We start from the raw sequence: 21171 nt of genomic DNA on the forward strand, positions 1-21171 counted from the left end.
AAAATGCTTAGAAACTTAGTGCCATACCTGTTGGTTTTCATTTTATGTGGATGTAAGGCGGAGCCGTCCCAAAAAGAAATCCCACAGAAAGAAATCAAGGTCGCCTTTATTGCGGATGTCCATTTCGCGGACGTTTATCCGAATTTGGAAGGAAGTGACTATAAAGGCATTTACGATAGTATACATAACCGGAGTACCTTACTTAGGACAATGAATGCCCAATTGCATTCCACCCGACTTTTCAACGAGAATTATTTTGCATTTTTCGCCGCTTTGGACGATGCCGTAGCAAAAGGAATCAAAACCATTGCCTTACCCGGTGATTTTAGTGATGACGGCCAGCCCTTGCACATTAAAGGTTTGGGGAAAATACTAGACCGATATGCCGAGGAGCACGGTATTTCCTTCTTTCTCATTAACGGAAATCACGACCCGACCACCCCTTTTGGTGAGGAAGGCGGTAAAAGCGATTTTTTAGGAGCCAATGGCAAAGCGCAACCGCTCATGAGCGAAGTCGGTAAATATAAGGCGGATAAAAAATCTCAAAACCCGACCCAAGTGGTGACCGATTTAAAAGAATGGGGTTATGCGGATATGGTTCAAGAGTTGAAGCATCACGGTTTTTTTCCAAAGAGAGATTATCGTTTTTGGTCCACTCCCTTTTCTGAATATGCCTATGAAGATTATGGTTTTGAGAAGGCCAAGAAAGCTTCCGGCCTAAAACGTAGAACTTATAATTTAGATGTTGCGGAGGTGGCCTTACCAGATGTGAGTTACTTGGTAGAGCCTGTAGACGGACTTTGGTTGTTGGCCCTAGATGCCAATGTATATCTGCCCAAAGAAAACAGCAGTGGTTTTAGTGGCGCAGGAATCGGGTATAACGAAGTGCTCACGCACAAAAAACATCTCATACGTTGGACGGAAAAGGTGGTACAAGAGGCCGATAGACTAGGTAAAACCTTAATCGCTTTTAGCCATTACCCTATGGTAGATTTTAATGATGGCGCTTCAGAAGACATCAAAGCCCTATTCGGCAAAAAAGCCTTTCAGGCACACCGTATCCCCTCTCAATTGGTCGGCAAAACCTTTGCCAATGCGGGGCTGAAAATACATGTAGGCGGCCATATGCATATAAACGACACAGGGGTAATAACCACGGCGGAAGGCCATACCTTGGTAAATATTCAGAGTCCGTCTTTAGCTGCCTATGTACCCGCTTATAAAATAATTACAGTGAAAAATGACCAACTTGAGGTCGAAACCGTAGTGTTGGACGAGGTAAAAGGATACGATACATTCTTTGGTACATATGAAAAAGAATATGCTTTTTTAGCTTCCGATATTGCCAATGATTTATGGGAGAAAAAGATACTCTCCTCCACTTCGTATCTAGCGTATACCCAAATGCATTTACAGGAATTGATACGACTAAGATTCATACCTACGGATTGGCCCGAAGAACTCACCCAGCAGCTATTGAACAGGAGGGGGTGGGAGCTATTGACCGTTTTGGAGCGTGAAGAAAACCTTGTAACCCAATTACAGGAAGTGGGACTTACAAAACAGGACTTCATTGGTTGGGAAGGCGCCGACCTTATCGTTGACTTTTACAAATTTAAAAACGGGGACGAACTCGCCAAACGGGATATAGATGCCGTGCGCTTAAAAGCATATCAATTTCTATTGAAAAAATGGTCAGAAAATGAAGGAAAAAGTAGCTTAAAGCAATTTGCCGCCATTTTCAAAAAACAAATGCAAGGGGAGCCTTCAGTTCAATTCAGCATTGACTTGGGAACGGGGGGGTTAATGAAGTAACTTCTAGTGAGCGACCCTATACGGTTTTAATTTCTTTAGCCCTTTTATGGTTTGGAATTATATTTTAAAACATAAGTTATTCGCCAAAGAACACGAACCTAATATTGGCGGCTCTTTTTCACTTATTCCAGACCTTTATCTCGGCACATTATTTTATCCCTCATTTGTTCTTGGCGAAATCAGGAAGGTGTAATTAAAGTGAGGTCAAATTTCACCGATTGGTTTTCCTATGGTGGCCAAAATCCCACCATCTACGTATAAGATATGTCCATTTACAAAATCACTTGCCTGGGAGGCCAGAAATATAGCCGCTCCTGAAAGATCTTTGGGGTTTCCCCATTTTGCCGCAGGGGTTCGGTTAATTATAAAATCGTTGAAAGGGTGTCCGTCTACGCGAATAGGAGCTGTCTGAGCAGTTGCAAAATAACCCGGTCCTATCCCGTTTACCTGTATATTGTGCTTGGCCCATTCCGTAGCCATATTCTTTGTCAACATTTGAAGCCCCCCTTTGGCCGCCGCATAGGCACCTACTGTGTTTCTTCCCAATTCGCTCATCATAGAGCAGATATTGATGATCTTTCCCTGCTTTCGGGCAATCATTCCCTTTACCACATGCTTTGATACAATAAAAGGACTCACAAGGTCCACATCGATGACCTGTTTGAAATCGGCCACTTCCATGGCTTCCAAAGGTGTTCTTTTTATAATGCCCGCATTATTGACCAAAATATCAATATTACCGACCTCTTTCCCAATGCGCCCTACGGCATCTTTCACCTCTACTTCATCGGTAACATCAAATTTAAATCCGAAGGCCCGTATACCGGCACTTTTATAATATGCCACCGCATCGTCGATCTTCTGTTGGGAAGAATTCCCATTCACTACAATAGTCGCCCCTGACAGTCCAAGACCTTTGGCCATAGCCATTCCCAATCCGTGCGTACTTCCTGTGACCAAGGCTATTTTATCGGTCAGGTCAAACAATTCTTTTGACATGTTCTTATATTTTTTTACTTTATAATATTCTGGTTCCCTATAGAATCTTGACGGGTATTCCTTTACCGCCCCGTTTAGGCCTTCCTTTATGGTACGAACTAGCTTAACCTCCCAAATTCACCAAGAAGTACAACAAGGCCAAAACCACGAGAACAAAACCGCAGGCCGCAATAAAGCCTACCCCATCGGTACGGTCCCATCGGGTAAATTCCCAATTGGAATCGGGCCCGAACAATTTGGTTTCATTGCAGTCAGTCATATGGGCATAAGACCACTCCAATTTCATTTCATCCTCCTCCTTGGTTTCCCCTACTTGGGTTTTCATTTTCGCATAGAACCTTTTAATATTATACTCCTCATCTTCTTTTCGGGGAAAAATAGAGCTGATCAAAATGATCAATAAAAATGGAAAACTCATCCGAATCAAAATTCTCAAGGTTTCGTTCAAGGAATAAGAATTATTTTCTAGGGCGAAGCCCATTTTATCAAGAAGTAAGAGTTCGGGATTGATCATACCCGTGCCAACAGGCTTACCCTCTTTATCAATTTTTATGCCCGTACTCCAAAAGATAGACTTACTAGGCAGTTTAAACTTTTTGACAAACTCCTGCCCCACTATTAGTTCTTCAGGTCTATCGCCAATGTGATCGGTTTTCCAAGCCGCTATTTCCTGTTTTCTGCTTTCTACGTCCGACTCCTTTGCAAAATAGGTGCGTATCTCGAATTTTTCGGAGGTGGTCTTTAAAAAGTAAAGATCTTCCTTAATGTCGGGATTTATTAAATTAATTAGTATCGGTATTCCAAAGAATACCAAAAAAGTAGAAATAATAGAGACCTTGACAGAAAGGCGGCTGGTCTTGCGCCACAAAATACCCATCCAAAACCCTGCTGAAAATATTACCCCAAATTCCCACCACAATTTCATGATTTGAAACAGATTGTCATTTAAAAGGGTAATGCCAGCCGCGGCAACGATAACCAGACTTCCCAATATGCGTCCTATGGCTACATAGTGGCGTTCACTTTTATTCGGAAAATAAGGTCGATATACATTATTGGTAAGCAAACCTGAAGTCGTAATCATAAGCGTGGCGGCCGTAGACATTAGCGCCGCCATTAAACTAGCAATCATTAATCCCACAAGTCCCATATTGACCGAGCCCAACAATTTAAAGGAAGCATACCCCCATATTTTATCGGGATCGGTAATCTCATCGGCATATAAGAACACTATAAGTAGGGCCGTAAAACCCCATAGTACCGTGGTAATCCTTTTGAGGTACGATCCAAAGGTCAACCCTACCCTTGCCGAGTATTCATCTTTGGCAGCGCTAGGAGTCACAAAGGTGTTGGCCTGCGCACAGGTATTTATGATGGCCATAATCGATAAGGCCGCTATATAGTACCATGTAAAATCCAATGAATATGGAGAACCAAAAATTTCAAAAAAGCTCTCGGGGAGGTTGTCGTGCATACGGGTCAAAGCCCCCATCACACCGGTATCGCCGTATTTATCGTTGATGGCCATAATAGCAAAGGGAACGAGCATTATAGAGAGGAATATGATAAAAACCCCTTGAATAAGGTCACTTAAGAATGCCGCTTCGAGCCCTCCCATCATAGAATAGCCGGCCACAATGACCACGATGATGAATACCAACCAATACTTATTGATGTGGGAAAACGATTTTTCGGGTTGTAACTGCCGTAAATAAGTAAGCTCTTTCAGTTCAGGAGCGTCTAAGGTGGTAAAATCCTTTGCTTCGAGCACACGCATTCGTTCGGCCTGTCCGTACTCCTCTTTTTCTCCAAAGGTAAATTCCTCATACGTTTTCGGGGTCATTACCGATACAGTCTTGATAATGGTTATAAACCCTAGGGAAAGCAATATACCCAAGCCAATACTCGAAATAATGGCATACATTCTCCCCAATCCTTTGCTCGTAAACCTTTCGGTGTAAAAATCGGCCAAGGTCGTACACCTCATCCTTCTATACCAAGGCCCTATAAACCAGAATAGGGGCGTACTAAAAAGCATCAACAAATTGGCCCATACGCCGGCCGCTCCATTATTAAATGTAGCTGTACCAACAGACGGGCCGGTATCAGAACTTGTCGCTTGGCCAAAGGTGGCAAAAATCTGCACGATCTTTCCAAATTTTCTCCCTCCTAGAAAAAAATCTTCCTGATTCTTAATTCTTAACATAGACCTGATACCAATCCCTATGATTACCACAAAATAGACCACAATTACCACTAGGTCGATAGTACTTAATCCGAACATATATCTTTTATTTTAGCGAACCGCCATTAATTCCCGTGCAATTAAGACCATCCCCAGACCGTGATGGCTTAGAGATGTTGCAGAAGCTATTGGAGATAAGCCAATACCCTCTAGAGAAAACATATTTCCCTATAAAAAGGGCATATTGAACCACGATCTCAACTAAAGTTGATGCTCTTTAAAAGCTCTGCTGCCCGTAGTTTTCCTTGAAAAATCACCCCAAACTCCCAAAAATCACATGACTAGGTGGGTCCGCAAACTTCCTAATTGATATCGACCCGCTTCACATCTACAACTATACCACTAACAAAACGACATACTGCAACCTCGGAAACATGATATGAGACATTTCGCCCTAAGCATATGCCGAGCAAACCGATAATTTTATACCGGCCTTTTAGTGAGGCGATTTGTTGTAAGAAGCAGCTGCCCAAAATATGGAACACTCCATTTTCGATGGCTCTTCCCTATTCATATTATAAATCAATGTGTATACCTATGATCAGAATTCTTAGTATTCTTATTTTGCTCCTTATCAGTCTTAACGGTTATTCCCAAACGGAAACTGTTGTTCCACAAATACGGTTCAAACAGTACGACCATCAGAAATACAATCAAAGGGTCGCCCAAAAAGACTTTTCCCTAGCCGAAAACGGTCCTCTTCATTTTCAAGAATCGAGTTGGATACGTAAAATAGATACGGTAGGAATCGACAATGAATCGGGAACCATTGACCTTAGGATCAGCTTAAGATGTGTTTCCGGTCAAGTACCCCAAAGTAGTATTGGTCTTGTCTTTCAGATGGACAATTGGCACGACTCCAACTATGTACTAATGCCCGGTGCCCTTTATAACGGGAATAAATACGATTACCGAAGAATCCGATATTCGCCCAAACTCATGGACCCTAGGGACATTGCTCCAGAGGTACCCATTATCATTACAGACGTTCCTCGTCTCAACAAATATGAAGGCGTTTCAGAAGTACAACTCAGAAGCGGGGCTACCACCTCCCCTTCCATTTCCTATTTTGATTCCATACAGAATAAAGGCTACATTTTATTAAGCGAACAAGGCAATAGCTTAGGGGATTTCGGCCTAGGCATAGTAGAATCAAGAAACCGCGAGCATGCCGAATTTTCGATAAGCTCTCCCCTAGTGAGGGAAAAGCACCAATATTTCGCCAATGACAACCTGGCCCCTTCCAATGACCGTGGGGCCGATTTCAAGGCCGGCGATACCCTTACCTTCCACTTTAAATCCTATTCATTTGAGGCCCAAAACGTTCAAGACCTGTTCAACAAATTTGCCATGGTCAGGAAAGAACTCAATACCAATAAGGCCTACAACAATGTTATACCTCTTTCTTATGCCTTTGAAACCATAGAAAAAAAGTTCAAAAGGGACAATTGGGTACCCATTGACGACCTTGGATATTTTTCAGTAGGCCTACGTGAAAACTTCCTGCAGGATTTTCAAACCGGTTGGACGGGAGGAATGATTTCGACCTATCCCCTGCTCTTTTCGGAAAAGAGGGACACGCGTGAACGGGTAATCAAAAATTTCGATTGGTTCTTTCCCAACAGTACTTCTCCCTCGGGACTTTTTTATGGATTTTGTGAAGGAGGCACGGATTGGTTTGGCGGAGACAAGCGTAAATACCATACCAAAGATTGGCTGCTGACCCGAAAAAGTGCCGACGCCATATTTTTTGTACTCGAACAATTCAAACTTATGAAGACCAAGGGAATTCCGGTCGACCCACAATGGGAGAAGGGAATTCGAACCTCCTGCGATACCTTTGTCAACATATGGCAAACATATGGGCAAATAGGCCAATTTGTAGACGCCAAAACCGGTACCATTCAGGTAGGGGGCTCTTCCTCTGCCGGAATATTGCCTGCCGGACTGGTGCTTGCCGCCGACTATTTCAAGGCCCCGAACTATTTGGACACCGCTAAGGAAATTGGCCAGTATTTCTATAGCAATTTTACGGAAAAAGGCATTTCATGCGGTGGTCCGGGCGATGCCTTACAGAATTTCGATAGCGAGTCCGCCTATGCTTTAATTGAGTCTTACTACAGCCTCTATGAAGCCTCTAGCGATCCACAATGGGAAGTCGCTGCCGAGGAAGCCGCCAAGCAATTCTCATCTTGGGTCATTGCCTATAATTACGAATTTCCCGAAGAATCTACCTTTGGCAAGTTGGGCAACCATTCTATCGGTGGAGTATGGGCCAATACACAAAACACCCATGGGTCGCCCGGTATTTGCACCCATAGCGGCTTGGCCCTCTTAAAACTATTTCGTTCTACGGGCGAGCCTTTCTATGCCGAACTCCTATCCGATATTACCCATGCCATTCCGCAATGCCTCTCCGTTCCTTCAAGAAGGATAATGGATGCGCCTGACGGATGGATGAGCGAACGCTTAAGTACCACCGACTGGAACGAAGGCATCGGGGAAATATTCGTGGGCTCAACTTGGGCCGAGACGGCACTGATGCTCACTTATACCGAAATTCCAGGTATTTATGTCTGTACGGCCAAATCTGAAGTAATTTCTTTTGACAATCTCACCGTTGAGATACTTAAGGATACTCCCAAATACATAAAAGTGAAAGTAAAAAACCCGACCCAAATGGAGGCGAAGGTCAAGATTTGGGAAGAAGACCTTAAGGAAAGACAATTGTTTCTGGAAACCAATTACCTACTGAAAGCCAAACCTGTAACGGTACCTCAGCAAGGACATATCACATTAACCTTTAAAAAATAACGGGCCAACAGTTGAAAATTGGAACAAACACCACCGTTTTCAACCTTCGGCCAATCTTGTTGAACATCTCCATATCGCGATATGGATAGTATTAGGCAATTTGCCTTGATTCCATCGATACCCATAAATAAACTATACATATGAAGAGTACTTTTAAAATACGATACGCCACACATCCCGACGATGCCAAAACATATGACACCCAACGATTGAGAAAGGATTTTTTGGTAAACGACATCTTTACCGAAGACGAAGTAAACCTCACCTACTCCCACTATGACCGATTCATCATGGGCGGGGCCATGCCAGTTCATGAAAAGTTGCAATTGGAGTCCATTCCCTTTTTTGCCACCAAATACTTTTTGCAAAAGAAGGAGATGGGAATCATCAACATTGGCCAGAAGGGCAAGGTTATCGCCGACGGTCAGACCTATGAACTTGAACATAAAGACGCCCTATACTTGGGCAGTGACGTTAAGGATATATCTTTTGAAAGTGAAGAAGCCAGCAAACCGTCCAAGTTTTATTTGAATGCCTGTATCGCCCATAAAGCGCTCCCCTCAAAATTAATATCATTTGCCGACGCCCCTGTTCTTGAACTGGGGACTACAGAAGAATCGAACAAACGAAAATTATACCAACACATTGTTCCCCATACCGTCGAAACCTGTCAATTAATGATGGGGATTACCTCGCCTGAACTTGGAAATGCATGGAACACTATGCCTGCCCACGTACATGAACTCCGGATGGAAGCCTATTTCTATTTTGACGTTCCCGAAGGAAAGGCTGCGGCGCACATCATGGGCCAACCCCAAGAGACCCGAATACTATGGGTAGCAAATGAGCAAGCGGTCATTTCCCCGCCTTGGAGCATCCACTGTGCGGCAGGAACCTCTCCCTACAGTTTTATATGGGGAATGGCGGGCGATGACGACCCCATAGTTCCTTATCCGATCAGTGAGCTGCAATAACCCTAAAACTAAAAAATGAGTTTTTTACACGATAAAAAAGAAGTAGAGCGCCTAATACGGCTCGTTGCGGACAGGATAATAGAAGACACCACCTATCGGTTCATTGACAAGGCTTCGGGAGAAACCCTAGACGATTTAAAAACGGTAGCTCCTACCAAGGATGTTTGGCTTAAGAGCGGTTACGAAGACTGGAAATACTGGAACGGGGTAACCCATATTGCATTGTTCAAAATGGCCCACCTTCTTCAAGACCAAAAATACGAAGATTATGTGCTACGTAATTTTGATTTCATCTTTGAAAACCTTGATTTTTTTGAAAAACAATTCGCCGATTTCGACCCCGAGCAATATGCCCCCAATTTCCATCAATTTTTTAGGCTCGACAGGCTTGATGATTGCGGGGCCATGGACGGCAGTCTCATTGAGGCATATCAGATACGAAAGAACGACCATTGGCTCGATAGGCTCCAAAAAGTAAAAGCTTGGGTTTCATCGGGGCAAGACCGGTTGCAAAACGGTGTGTTTTGCAGAAATTACAAAGGCTATACTACCGTATGGGCCGATGACGTATATATGAGCGTTCCCTTTTTGGTACGCATGGGCAAAATGAGCGGTGACACTTCATTTTGGGACGATGCCATTTCAAATGCCCTCGGGTTCCACGAATTGCTATTTGACGATTCCAAAGGGCTATACTGGCATTCGTACTGTACCCAAATAGGCGAAAAAGGAGTTGCACACTGGGGAAGGGCCAATGGCTGGTCGATCGTTGCCAAATGCGATTTACTGGAATATATCCCTAAGGATTACCCTGGTTGGGAAGAAGTTCGGAAATCCCTTTTCGAGCAGATTATAGGCATATCTAGGTACCAAACGGCAAACGGCATGTGGCGTCAGCTCATTGACAAACCCGATTCCTTTTTGGAAACATCGGGTACCGCCATGTTTACCTATGCGGTAGCCAAAGCGGTCAATGAAAAATGGATTCCCGAAATATATTCGTCCATTGCCATAAATGGATGGAAGGGAATTTCAGAAAACATAATGGCCGACGGACAGATTACCAATATTAGCGAAGGCTTCAACATACGGCAAGACCTGTCATATTACTACAATCGCCCCCGCCCCTTGAACGACCCGCATGGTTTGGGCGCCGTATTGCTGGCCGGGGTAGAAATCCATAAAATGAAAGATTATCAAGACTATATGTGGTATTAATAGGAGCTATACCACGCCCCCTTAGAAATTGGGTTTTATTAGTTGAATAGTTTAGTTTGTTGAGTGAAGAAAGGCCATTTTCTAAAACGAAATGGCCTTTTGTTATTTTCTTTCGGAACCTTAACAATCGAGTTATCCCCCACTTCCAAAAATATTACTTTCCTCCCGTTAACTCCTCAAGGGTCCAATACGCTTCGCGGTCTTTTACCTCTTCGCGTACCCTTTTCACATCCCTTTCGGTAATTCTATTGGTATCGTTCAGCTCGGTTCTTACATAGGTCAAGACATCGGCGATCCATTGATCGTCGTTCCCTTTCATTCCTGCCATTACACCAGCATATTTAATGCCATCTACCGGACCGGTAAGGCCGTTCAAGACAATTCTCAAGGGTACATCAATACTGCCCTTTACCCTAGAAGAGCCGACTAATCGAGGGGCCGTATTCTTAATCCCTTCGCCATTTGGCCCGTGGCAAGCCGCGCAAATTGTCTTAAAATGACCATATCCGTTAACCACACTATTCCTAAGCTCAGGACGTTCTAAAATGTATTTCTTCTTCAAGGTTTCTATTTCCAAAGGAACGTCTTTGATGCCTTCTTCGCCAATAACCGTTAGAGCCTCGTTTTCAGCATTTCCAGAAACGACCTGTTGCATCATTGTCTTTGCTTCCCCTATCGGACTCGACCTAAGGCTCAACAATAGCTGTACCAGGACCTCCTTATCGGAATCTGTCTTTAGTTGACTTACCGCGGCAAAGACTTCTTTGTTCGATACCTCTAGAAAGCGTTCGCTGATCCGGAGGGCCGCACGCCTTACCCTTGCGTCTTCATCCGCTAAAGCCGATAGTACGAGGGTTTCGTCTATGGCATCCATACCTTCCAAGGTCCACAAGGCATGAAGTCGGCCCAGGGCCAAATCCGTATCGTTGAACCACGACTTATAAAAAGCTTCCTCACCTTGTACCATATCCTTGAGTTCGCCAACCACGGCAATGTCCTTACGAAGAACCAACAACCTCTGTGCCGTTTTTCTGTACCATGCGTTAGGATGACCGAGATACGAAAGCAATTCCTCACTGGTTCGCCCCAACAACCTCTCCGGCCTACTAGGTTTCCCGCTTTCATGTACGATTCTATAAATTCTTCCCTTGCCAATATGTTTATCAAAGCCTTTTCTTTCGACCACGGGACGTAAAAAACTTCCTTTACGGACCCAATTTCCCTCTTGTATGATTCCCCTATACATATCGACGATATACAGGCAGCCGTCAGGTCCGGTCTTTGATTCTACCGGTCTAAAATTGGCATCGGTGGACGCCAAAAATTCGGTTTCCCCATAAGGATTCCGCAAGACAGTCTTGCCGTTTATGTGTTCTACTTTGGCGCGACGCACCAATCTACCCACCGGTTCCGGAATAAAGAGGTCGCCATAGGCCGGAAGCTGGTCGCCCAAAAATATAGATTGGCCACAACTCGCCGTAAAGTGGTTCAAGGTACCATCTTCCCGTAGACGTTTATTTCCTCCCTGTACGTCAGGGGTGCCGATAATCGGCCATACCTTCTCGAATCCTTCCTCCCATTTGCCGGGCATCTCCAAATTACCATAGGTAGGGTGTTGTTGGAATCCTAAGGCAGGTACTTCCCCCCCTGCACTCGAATAAAACAATTGTCCATTTTCGTCTTCGGTAAGTCCCCATTGCCCAACAGGCGCATCCCTCAGGGTATCTATCTCCATCTTACCTCGGGTAAACCGATATCTAAACGAATTTCGTGAAACGTACAACCAATTGTCTATACTCCACATCATATTGGCGGATTGATGTTCTAGATTGGCGTTGTCCCGAACCGTATCTTTCAAAATCAGTATTTTCTCATCGGCCCTCTTATCCCCATCCGTATCGCGGTAACTGTATAAGCTACGGTCATAGGTTTGTCCCACGATTACCCTATCATCTAAAGGCAAAAGAATCCTTGGTAAAATCAAACTATCAATGAATACGGTACTCTTGTCCATTTCCCCATCGCCATCAAGGTCTTCCAATACCGAAATCCTACTCCATGGTTCATTTTCATTGGTACCATCTATATCTTGCATATAAGTCAGCATCTCTGCCACATAGAGTTCTTGGTTGGGTCCCCAAGCAATGGCCACTGGTTCGTGGATCATTGGCTCGCTGGCTACGAGCTCTACACGATAGCCCTCTGGCAAATGCATAGTTTCCATACTTTCTTCGGGAGTCAACGACCTAACGGCAGGATCCCTGACGATAAGGGGTTTTTCATAAATTTTGCCCGTATCCCGTAACTCTTTTTTACAACTACTGCCCATTGCCATTAAAACGGACAAAGCCGGTAGTATAAAACGTTTCTTAAAAATGCTCATAGTATTTACTTTGATTTATTGGTCTTGAGGCAGTTGGTCCTTGCCATTATTCTCTTAGAATCGTTGTCTTTGATAGAACTATGGGTATAGCAACAGATAACCTACTTGTTTTTCAAGCGAAAAGTCCTGTTGTTATAACTCTTTCCTGCAGCCCCACCTGTAACGTAGAGCTGCCCATTTAGATTAAAACCGACACCCCAAGCCAATTCGCGAGGAAGGTCAGGCCCCATTTTCCACTGTTTGTTCTTAAGGTTGTATATCTGTACACCGGCCTGATTATTGGTATCACGTCCGCCCATCACCCAAATTTCATCATTTATACTCGCCACTTGGGGAGAGCGTACTTTTAGGGGCATATCTATAGTAGTCCACTGATTCGTAATCGGATCAAAGAGGGCCAGATACGTGTTGGCTACTACGATACAAATTTGGTCTTTATACTTACATCCGTAAATGGCTCCTTTTCCTTCCGGTCCTGTCGGTTCGGTGCGCCATTGGGTTTCCCCTTCACCTATACTGGTCACATATAAGGGCGCTTGGGCATCCCCTAACCAGTTGGTATATCCCATAACATAGAGCCTTCCCCTAGAATTAAAGGCCAAGGGCGCGGAGAGGTTGTTATTTAAGGAGGGTGCTGTTTTTACAGTTCCGCTTTTAGGGTCTACTTTTTGGACCATACGGGTCGTGTGCCTTTCCCCTTTTTCGGGCAGTAGGTCTCCCCCCGCTACCCAAAGCTGTCCGTTTAGGGTGCCGGTGGCACAGTATACTCTTGGAACCCCAAGGTCGGCGATGACCTCCCAATTATTCGTTTCGGGATCGAAGGCAAAAAGCTTGGAATACGCATAGCTGTCCATAGGATAGCCATACTCGGCCGTAAGCCCTCCTGCCATATAAAACCGATGGTCTAACACATCACCTCTAAGATCGTGGTTACTCCCGGGCATACGGGCGACCATTTCCCAGTTTTCCATCCATGCCCCCCCCAAATCTACGCTAAGGCTGCCTTCCGTGGTTACACAAATTACATCACCTCGATCATCGAGGCTCAACGATTTTAGTCCCTTTGGTATACGGTGAACTTTTAAACTAGGGAGATAGGAACTAGTTCCGTCCTTTGTGGTTTTCTCCAAATCGACCTCAATGAGGTTTCCCGAGTTCAACCCCAATAAGGCGGAACCATTGCTGCCTATGGCAAGGTCCATAATATCGCCTTCGGCCAAGCCCGTAAATTCGGTCCACCCTTGACTTAAATCCCTAAGGTCACAATACAACAAGCTCTTGTTACTCGCCAACCATAACATCCCATGTTCGTCGGCCAGTACCGTATGCCAAAGTCCTGACGGAGCATGGCTTAAAGTCTCCTTCTCCCAGACCTTCTTTCCCGCCGGGAGTACCATGAGCGTATTTCCCTTGCTGCCTTTGCTCGAAGTAAGGGCCCAATATGTATTCCCACCGTCATAAGTCAAGGAAATAGTAGATTCTGGAGGCCGCACAGGAATACTGCCATATGTTTTCCAAACAGGATCTGTATGCTTGCCCCCTATACAGGAACAAGCCACTACGAGCAACAAATAATATAGAAATCGCATAAAACTATTTTTCGGCATTATAGATAGTTTCGATTTCCTTAGCGGTCAAGACCCTATCGTATATGCGACATTCGTCCATGGTAGCATTGGCAGCCCCTGACCTATTGACCATCAGGTTGATTTTTGACGCCCGGCCGCTTCCCCTTCTTGCCGATTTGTTCTGTACTTGTACCGAATTGATCATTTGCCCATTAAAATACAGTCGGATTTCTTCTCCGTAGGTCGCTGCCACGTGAAACCATTTGCCTGGGGCCATGTCGGCTTCGTTCAGTTCCTTTTTTATCAGTCCGATGCCCCTGGCATAGTCTGCCTGAAGAGCACTCCCCCTATTCTCTAAGGTATATTCTTCATAGAAATAAGGTAGTCCCGTAACGAACATGACGTTTGACTTATCCTTAAAATTTATCCACATACTAACGGTCGCCGCATCTTCATGCGTATGCATTTCATCGACCACCAACTGTGAAATTTTCTTGAACAACCCTATTCCGTTGCCTATCTTCCCTGGGACGATTACACCACCCTCAACGACTGCGGAAACATTGCCCCCTCCGTTTACCGGGGTAAGTCCGTTTGTAATTTCCTCTGAAGCCAAATAGGCGACCAAACCTTTTTCCGGAATCTCGTTTCTTTCTAGGTGGACTTCCCTAAATTCACCAATCAATGTCTTGTTCTTGAACAATCCAGCCTTTACGACCGTCGACTTTGACACTTTTAAGGGGCGTTTGTACGATTGAATCTTTCCGTCATTGAGACTATACCGGATCTTGTACGCCTTGTCGGGAGCGGCCAATGACAACTGAGTATCCTCAAAAATTTCTATGGCATTATTGCTTAGTTCTTCCCCTGCAATTTTAAAGGTCGGCGTCAAAGGCACGGTAATAGCCGATACCGGAAAGTCTTGTACGGCATTGTCGTTGGGATATTTAACACTGATTTCCGCCTTACCAAGTGCCACTTTGATCTGTATCCGGTGCTTTCCCTTTTTGAGGTAAATACTGCCAGGTAAGGCAGGGGCGTGTACCCTTCTATGCAAGACGGTTTCGCCATCTATCACCAATTGCACACTGTTATCCTTACCATTGGGCATCATAAATTCATAGACGCCATCGGCCACGACCTCAAATAGACCGGTATAGACCATCAGCTTTCTAGGTGTATCATTGGCAGAAAGTGCAGTTACAAAACGATCTTCGTAAGGTTTTGATCCCTTCACTTCAAAATATGAAGGAGCCAATCCATTTTCAGGAATGTCATTATTGCCTCCCAGTAAATCGATTCGATCATATTTTTGAATCCTTATTCCCTGTACGGAGGCTACCTCCACGGCAGGGTGGGCCTTTAGCACGTGGATACGCTTCCCGATAATTTCCCCAAGCCTAGACCCGTTTTTAAAAGCAGCCACGCGTAGCGAATGTAAGCCGGGTTCCGTGACCACGATTTCCTGTAATTCCCTTGCCTTTGCTACAAGAGGGTCGGAACCATCTAGCGTATAGGCATACTTAAGTTTGGAATGATCGGTCAACAGTTTTAACCTAACTTGATCTACATGGGTTTCGTTTCCACGTAGTACAAAGGGAGCCTTGGTAGTCAACTCTTGGTCTTGCACCGGTGTATATTGTTTTTCTCCCGGTCGCTTAACACCCACCTTAATTTTATAAGCTTCCTCGATATCGCCTTTCCAAAACATGGGATCACAAACCAAAAGCCTGAACTTATGCTTGCCTTTGGCGAGGGCCACCTCCCCATACCTACTCTTGTACGAGAGTCCGTATTGCTTGTCTACACGTAAGACCGAAGCAGTTCCCATGCTAAAATCGATAGGGCCGTTAGAGCTTACCTCAAACCTGTAAACACCATCTTCCTTGGCCTCAAAATACCCTTCAAAAAGGTAGAAAGACTTCGTCATTAGAGTACTGGATTGCCTTGGTTCTGCAAATGGCACCGTAAAATTGGAGCTTGTAGAGGTAAGGATAGGCTTGTGATCTTCTACTTCAGGTAAAGATATTTTGTCTCCTTGAAAGAATCCCTTTTTATCATATATCGTTGTTTTCAACTCGTAGACCTTGGCAGAAAGGCCTTGAACACTCTGTACCTGACCGGAAGCTTTCAAAGGACTGGCCTTTTGGAAGGCAAATTCGGAAACCGGACTCCATTTTTCGCCAAATTCCCATGAGTCTTGATAGGTACGCGCCTTTAAAAGACAAGACTTGTCAATTTTAATGGGACCGTCATAGACTTTTGAAGTGGGACCTGGTTCGGTTCCATCAGTAGTATAATACACCACGCTACCCAATTGGGAAGGCTCAAAAGAAACCATCTCTTTGCCTATGAACAGGCGGGCAGGGCGATACCCTGGATTATTGTGGTCTATGGTCCACTGCCCCTTCTCAATTAAAATAGGCTTACTCGGAGTGGCTTTAGAGTTCATAACATTCTTGCCATTACGCTCCATGGCGTAGACCGTACGTTCTTTATCGGTTCTCCCAAAAGTGTAGATATCGGTATTCCCCCCAACGTTTACCGTAAGTTGGGTAAGGTCATCCGACCACACCGTGGTAGGCAATTTGTCACCAAATCGAAAAGGAAAAAGCATTACCTTATACTCTGGATCAACGGCATTCGCCGGAATACTCAACATATTGTATCCCCAAGCTTTTTGAACATTGGGCAAGGGAAACGGAAAATTACTGTTTCTCCATAAAACCCTTACCAAGAGCATGGGATCTCCCTTTTTAGGATTGGGTTTCATAACGGGATATGAGGCCTCCCATGTTGCGGCCCTACCCCTATTCACATTATTATCGGCCATGGCCATAATGATATCGGTTCCTATTACGCCCTTGGTATTCAATTCTAAATGACGGTTCTGTGCCGCCGGGTTTACCTCATATACATACGAATCACCTATAAGGGGCATTCGCCAATCGTATTGATGGGCCTTGTCGTCTTTTTTCAAATCGTCAATGACCAATAAATAAGGTTTTTTTCCACGTGCAAAATGCATGGTACGAAACACGTGGTCCATATCATTGGCCCATTTTCCATATCGTTCCACACCACGGGTTTCCCCATGCCACGGACCGTAATCCAAGTGGCCGAATCCGTCATAGTGTTCCTTTATCCTCGGTTGGAAAGGCAGTTCAGAGAAGCGATCTAATTTATAGGCCGACTCCTTAAAACGTCCCATAATATGATTGACCTGTGCCAAGGCCGGATGGTCTAGTTCCATCAACTTTTCATATTTTCTCCAGCCGTAAGCCGTGGTCATTTCCACTACACTTGAGGCCGCCTCTGCGGTATTGGTCGCCGTCATCGAATCTCCAGAGACAGGCTGATAGACCCCTGCAAGTCCGTCTACGGTCACCAAGGCCCTATATGAGGCATCTCGGTAAGCCCCTACGTTTGGGCTCCAAGGAATACCATGTGACCATATTTGAAAATCACCATGTTGTGGAGTCTCATGTCCGGCGTAGTATTGGTCTACCCTATTCTCCATATGTACCAACATATCATCTTGTTGCCAACCATTGCCCATGGTGACCATACCCCGTTCTCCGTCATACCAAAAGCGGGGCATATCTTCAAACTGGTCTAATTCTTCCTTCTGTTCGTAGGATGTAATTTCAGAGGCCGTTATGAGGGTTATCCCTGGTAACTGAAACCACGATTTATGAAGTTTTCCCGAATAATCTTCGCCCTTCTTGCCTTCAAACATATCGGCATTGAATATGGAGTTCTTTATGTTGTATACAAAATCTACCCGGGTATCTTTAGGGTAAAAGTATTTCATTATGTGCCAAAACTCTAAATGTCCGCCTGTACCACTCCCTGGGGAGGTACGCCAAAATCGGGGTTCATCAAAACCTGTTCGTATATCTTCCAATCCGGGGGCATTTGGGCGTTGACGAGGCCGATGTACATAACGGTTGTATATTTTTCGGGCATTCAAGGCCTCCGATTCGGCCCTTGCCAAAAGATGGCTATGCTTTAATAAGTTGCGATTCCCCCTTCTACCAGCGGCCCATACGGCCAACATGGGTATAAATCCCTTGGTATTCTCATAGGTGGTACCACTGGAAGACAGGTCGTAATTTAATTTGTTCTGTAAACTCCACGTAGCTATAGGCAAGATCCTTTCATCATATCCTTTTTCCCCTTCAATGGCAAGTGCCAAGGGAATCCAGTTGGCCTGGCACGACATATGGTTATTGATGTACATCTGCCCGGGAATGGCCATTCCCGTGTCGTATTTTCCATAGGTGGCCTTAGCAATGACCCTACGTACAATGGTACGCTCTTCCTTGGTCATAAAATTATACCCATAGTCGTATTCCCATCCCAAAGTAAAATAACCTCCCGGGGTGTTGGAAAAGAAGTATTCCATGCCGTATTTTTCCTTTAGCTCCTCTACTCTTTTACGTCCTCCGGAATAATAGGCTTGGGCGTAGGTATAGGGGCCAAATTTTAAATCGGTCCTAACAAAGTCGTAGGATACATCTTTGAAGCTTTCCGCGGTTTCCTCATGATTTAGGATATCGATACGAGGTTCCAAATACAAGGCATGCGCCACAGTTGCCTCCGCTGCGCGCCTCCCTAAATCTTGATCATCGGTCAGCAAGGCCAAGAGGGCCCATTTGGCAATATTACCGTCCGCACCGAAAGGATTGGCATAATACTCAAAATTTTCAGGCACTTCCCATTGTACATTCTTGCGCAGATCTTCTAACTGCAGTTTGAAGAATTTCGGGGCCTGGTCTCCCATAGCCACCATCTTCTTCATTCGCTCAACATCCGACGGGCTCATGATTACCCTCGGATGTACCCCTGGCTCGGGTACCTCGCTCAGTTTTTCCGAATCAAAACCTTCACCCTTAAAATCAAAATCGACCTTGGGCATGGGAGGCAAATCTTTTATTAATCCACCTTCCAAAATATAATCCGCATCCGGTCCGTGGCTTCCCTTATAGAAATCTTGTTCGCCTTTCGGAATATATTCTTGGGCAAGCCCTTCCCCTAAAAAAAGGGTTATGCAAAAAGCTAATAAAGTCAATTTTTTAGTACACATGTGCATTCTGTTAAAATTCTGTAGTAAAGTTTATATCAATATCCTAAAAAGGGGATTCGCCCTATCTCCAAGCCATCGGTCTCAAGTACCGGTTTTATCACGTTTTTTCCATTGACCGTCTGATAACGGACCCCTTCGTCTATGGGGCTGTATTCCGTTTCTATAAAGAGATCTCCCCGGTCATACTTCACATATCTATGGGGATTCTTCCTATAATGTTGATACGCCTTATAATTATCTTCCACCTTTGCCCCGCCCATCTTTTTCCTAAACTGTTCAAAAGATGAATACTCCTTCGTAGAAGCCACTTCACATACAAAACCATTCCCTATTAAAGCGAACTGATTACGTGTAAAGTCGATCGGTTTCCCTTGATAATTGAAGAACTCTATGACCGTATAACCTTCCCTCTCTTGAATCCGAAGGTCGTATTCCGAACCATAGTTTACGGGTACCAGTGGCACAAACGCCATATACACATCCCCATCTTTCACATAAATGGTCTTATGGCCTTTGGCCGTAAAGTCTTTTCCCGAGATATTATCATCACCCACCCATATTTCATCTATGGTGTTGGCCCCATCCCCCCATTGATCATTGGGAATATAGATACCTACGCTTAGGCTACTTACTTGTTCCCGGTTATATCGTTTTGGACGATAGAGAACCACGGCGGTATTTTTATGTTGGGTGACCAGGCGTCTTCCCCTTTCACTGTATAGAATTCCCCGATCTCCATATCCGTCGGTTGGTCCCGATAATTTTTCCTGCCCATTGACAATAAAGCGCGAAAAGATGGTCGCTGTATTTTTGGGGCTCTTAACTATGTTCTTTTTAGGATAGGTAAGCAAAAAACTTTCGGTCTGCTCACCTGAATGGTAAGGTATAGAAGCGGAACCTATGGTATACTTTTCGGTCATATAGGTTTCTATGCGACTGTTCCATGCCCCGTAAGGTTCCAAATCGTAATCGACAAAGGGGTCCATGGCATCGGCATTGATCCCCAACTTCTCCATTCCCCTATCGTCATAGCTGGCACATCCATCTGCGGTAGCAAGGAAATGAAATGGATATTGTCGGTTCTTTACCCAATCGACAAGATATTTCGGACAATGGTACTCATTTCCATAACAGGAAGCCGCCCTCACCTTTATCCATTCTTCACTGGGAAGGAAATAATCGTCAAGACGGAAGTAAGGAGTAAGGTCGCCCAATACAAAATCGAACATAGCGAACGGAAGTCCAACCCCTCTCATATCCCATTGATATGCCCTCGACCAAGGCCCCACCATTTTGGCCGTAGGGAGGTGGTAATGTGCCAATACATCGATCCAAAGACGCTCCTCTATTTCGAGGGCCAATTTTTTAATCGTGCTATCTTGCGTCATCTCGGCGATCATAGCTATGGGCTCTATCTGTAAAAAGCAATAAGCCTGCGAACTGTATTCCGTGTTTACCCCACTACGGGTAAGTTGCTCCTTGAACATTTGCAAACGTTCCCTGCCTTTGTCGACCTGTATCGTATTACCGGTACGCTCGCCGTACAAAATATTGCCACAGGTGGCCATACAGGGAAAATTATCATTGGTCCCTACAAAGTTCCAATGGTCTTCCAAAAAGCCATCGGCAATGGTTTTTAAGTGACCTTCGAGCTTTACTTTGGCCCTTTCACTGACCAGCGCGCCGTATTTTGACAGTAAAAAGTTGACACGATGCCACTCTTGATAGTAATCGGGAAAATTTTCGAGGTAGCGATTGGCTTGGGCAATGGCCTTTTTATGGCCCGAGGCAAAGGCCGCTTGACAATAAGCCAGCGGTTCCAAAGAACGGGTAAAACCCCACTCTTCCTTTCCTTTCCACTCTCCCTGTTTTGAAAAGTAGGCCAAGCGTTCGGGCGTAAAGAAATGCTTCAGTTGGTCTTTGGCCCTCTCTTTATCAAGATGGTCATATGAACGGTCTAATTGGCCCTTTGCCTCCGTCGGTAAAAGTGCCATAACGAATAGACAAACTGCAAAAAGGAATGTTTCGAACGTTTTTTTCATTTGGTTTGGTCTTTGTTCCCGGGG

Annotated in this window: 10 protein-coding genes; 4 read left to right on the forward strand and 6 right to left on the reverse strand. The window is 44.8% G+C overall.

The annotated features are described in order from the left end of the window. Positions 1-3: 3 nt before the first annotated feature. Complete coding sequence (locus ZOBGAL_RS01195; protein ID WP_013991636.1) at positions 4-1815, forward strand: metallophosphoesterase family protein; 1812 nt, start codon at positions 4-6, stop codon at positions 1813-1815. A 204-nt stretch (positions 1816-2019) separates the two neighbouring features. Here the strand turns inward: ZOBGAL_RS01195 and ZOBGAL_RS01200 are convergent, their stop codons facing one another. Both ZOBGAL_RS01200 and ZOBGAL_RS01205 read right to left on the reverse strand, forming a co-directional pair. Continuing rightward, positions 2020-2814 carry a gluconate 5-dehydrogenase gene (locus ZOBGAL_RS01200; RefSeq protein ID WP_013991638.1) on the reverse strand — a complete coding sequence of 265 codons (795 nt, stop codon included), beginning with the start codon at positions 2812-2814 and terminating at the stop codon, positions 2020-2022. A gap of 103 nt (positions 2815-2917) precedes the next feature. Then, positions 2918-5098, reverse strand: a complete 2181-nt coding sequence (locus ZOBGAL_RS01205) for a sodium:solute symporter family protein (RefSeq protein WP_013991639.1) — start codon at positions 5096-5098, stop codon at positions 2918-2920. A 498-nt stretch (positions 5099-5596) separates the two neighbouring features. On the opposite strand from ZOBGAL_RS01205, the gene ZOBGAL_RS01210 reads away from it, so the two are divergent. The 3 genes from ZOBGAL_RS01210 (at position 5597) to ZOBGAL_RS01220 (ending at position 10065) form a co-directional block, all read left to right on the forward strand. After that, positions 5597-7873 carry a glycoside hydrolase family protein gene (locus ZOBGAL_RS01210; RefSeq protein WP_013991640.1) on the forward strand — a complete coding sequence of 759 codons (2277 nt, stop codon included), beginning with the start codon at positions 5597-5599 and terminating at the stop codon, positions 7871-7873. Positions 7874-8013: 140 nt separating this feature from the next. Next, positions 8014-8847 carry a 5-dehydro-4-deoxy-D-glucuronate isomerase gene (gene kduI, locus ZOBGAL_RS01215; protein WP_013991641.1) on the forward strand — a complete coding sequence of 278 codons (834 nt, stop codon included), beginning with the start codon at positions 8014-8016 and terminating at the stop codon, positions 8845-8847. Between the two features lie 15 nt (positions 8848-8862). After that, positions 8863-10065: a glycoside hydrolase family 88/105 protein gene (locus tag ZOBGAL_RS01220; protein ID WP_013991642.1), complete on the forward strand. Its 1203-nt coding sequence runs from the start codon at positions 8863-8865 to the stop codon at positions 10063-10065. A 154-nt stretch (positions 10066-10219) separates the two neighbouring features. Here ZOBGAL_RS01220 and ZOBGAL_RS01225 read toward each other — a convergent pair whose 3' ends face one another. The 4 genes from ZOBGAL_RS01225 to ZOBGAL_RS01240 form a co-directional block, all read right to left on the reverse strand. Beyond that, on the reverse strand, positions 10220-12448 hold the full coding sequence (locus ZOBGAL_RS01225; RefSeq protein ID WP_013991643.1) for a DUF7133 domain-containing protein: 2229 nt from the start codon (positions 12446-12448) through the stop codon (positions 10220-10222). 101 nt (positions 12449-12549) lie between these two features. Continuing rightward, positions 12550-14037: a Kelch repeat-containing protein gene (locus ZOBGAL_RS01230; RefSeq protein ID WP_158499701.1), complete on the reverse strand. Its 1488-nt coding sequence runs from the start codon at positions 14035-14037 to the stop codon at positions 12550-12552. A gap of 4 nt (positions 14038-14041) precedes the next feature. Further along, a complete protein-coding gene (locus ZOBGAL_RS01235) occupies positions 14042-19105 on the reverse strand; it encodes a chitobiase/beta-hexosaminidase C-terminal domain-containing protein (protein WP_013991645.1) in 5064 nt (1687 codons plus the stop codon). A gap of 35 nt (positions 19106-19140) precedes the next feature. Beyond that, entirely contained in the window at positions 19141-21147 is a 2007-nt protein-coding gene (locus ZOBGAL_RS01240) for a hypothetical protein (RefSeq protein ID WP_013991646.1), read from the reverse strand. Between the last annotated feature and the right edge of the window lie 24 nt (positions 21148-21171).

This window comes from Zobellia galactanivorans (assembly GCF_000973105.1).
GTDB classification, from domain to species: domain Bacteria; phylum Bacteroidota; class Bacteroidia; order Flavobacteriales; family Flavobacteriaceae; genus Zobellia; species Zobellia galactanivorans.

Bases quoted from the DNA above. Each gene is read 5' to 3' on its own strand.
- ZOBGAL_RS01225 (WP_013991643.1), bottom strand. From the start codon at position 12,448: ATGAGCATTTTTAAGAAACGTTTTATACTACCGGCTTTGTCCGTTTTA.
- ZOBGAL_RS01235 (WP_013991645.1), bottom strand. From the start codon at position 19,105: ATGTGTACTAAAAAATTGACTTTATTAGCTTTTTGCATAACCCTTTTT.
- ZOBGAL_RS01205 (WP_013991639.1), bottom strand. From the start codon at position 5,098: ATGTTCGGATTAAGTACTATCGACCTAGTGGTAATTGTGGTCTATTTT.
- ZOBGAL_RS01240 (WP_013991646.1), bottom strand. From the start codon at position 21,147: ATGAAAAAAACGTTCGAAACATTCCTTTTTGCAGTTTGTCTATTCGTT.
- ZOBGAL_RS01200 (WP_013991638.1), bottom strand. From the start codon at position 2,814: ATGTCAAAAGAATTGTTTGACCTGACCGATAAAATAGCCTTGGTCACA.
- ZOBGAL_RS01220 (WP_013991642.1), top strand. From the start codon at position 8,863: ATGAGTTTTTTACACGATAAAAAAGAAGTAGAGCGCCTAATACGGCTC.
- ZOBGAL_RS01230 (WP_158499701.1), bottom strand. From the start codon at position 14,037: ATGCGATTTCTATATTATTTGTTGCTCGTAGTGGCTTGTTCCTGTATA.
- ZOBGAL_RS01195 (WP_013991636.1), top strand. From the start codon at position 4: ATGCTTAGAAACTTAGTGCCATACCTGTTGGTTTTCATTTTATGTGGA.
- ZOBGAL_RS01210 (WP_013991640.1), top strand. From the start codon at position 5,597: ATGATCAGAATTCTTAGTATTCTTATTTTGCTCCTTATCAGTCTTAAC.
- kduI (WP_013991641.1), top strand. From the start codon at position 8,014: ATGAAGAGTACTTTTAAAATACGATACGCCACACATCCCGACGATGCC.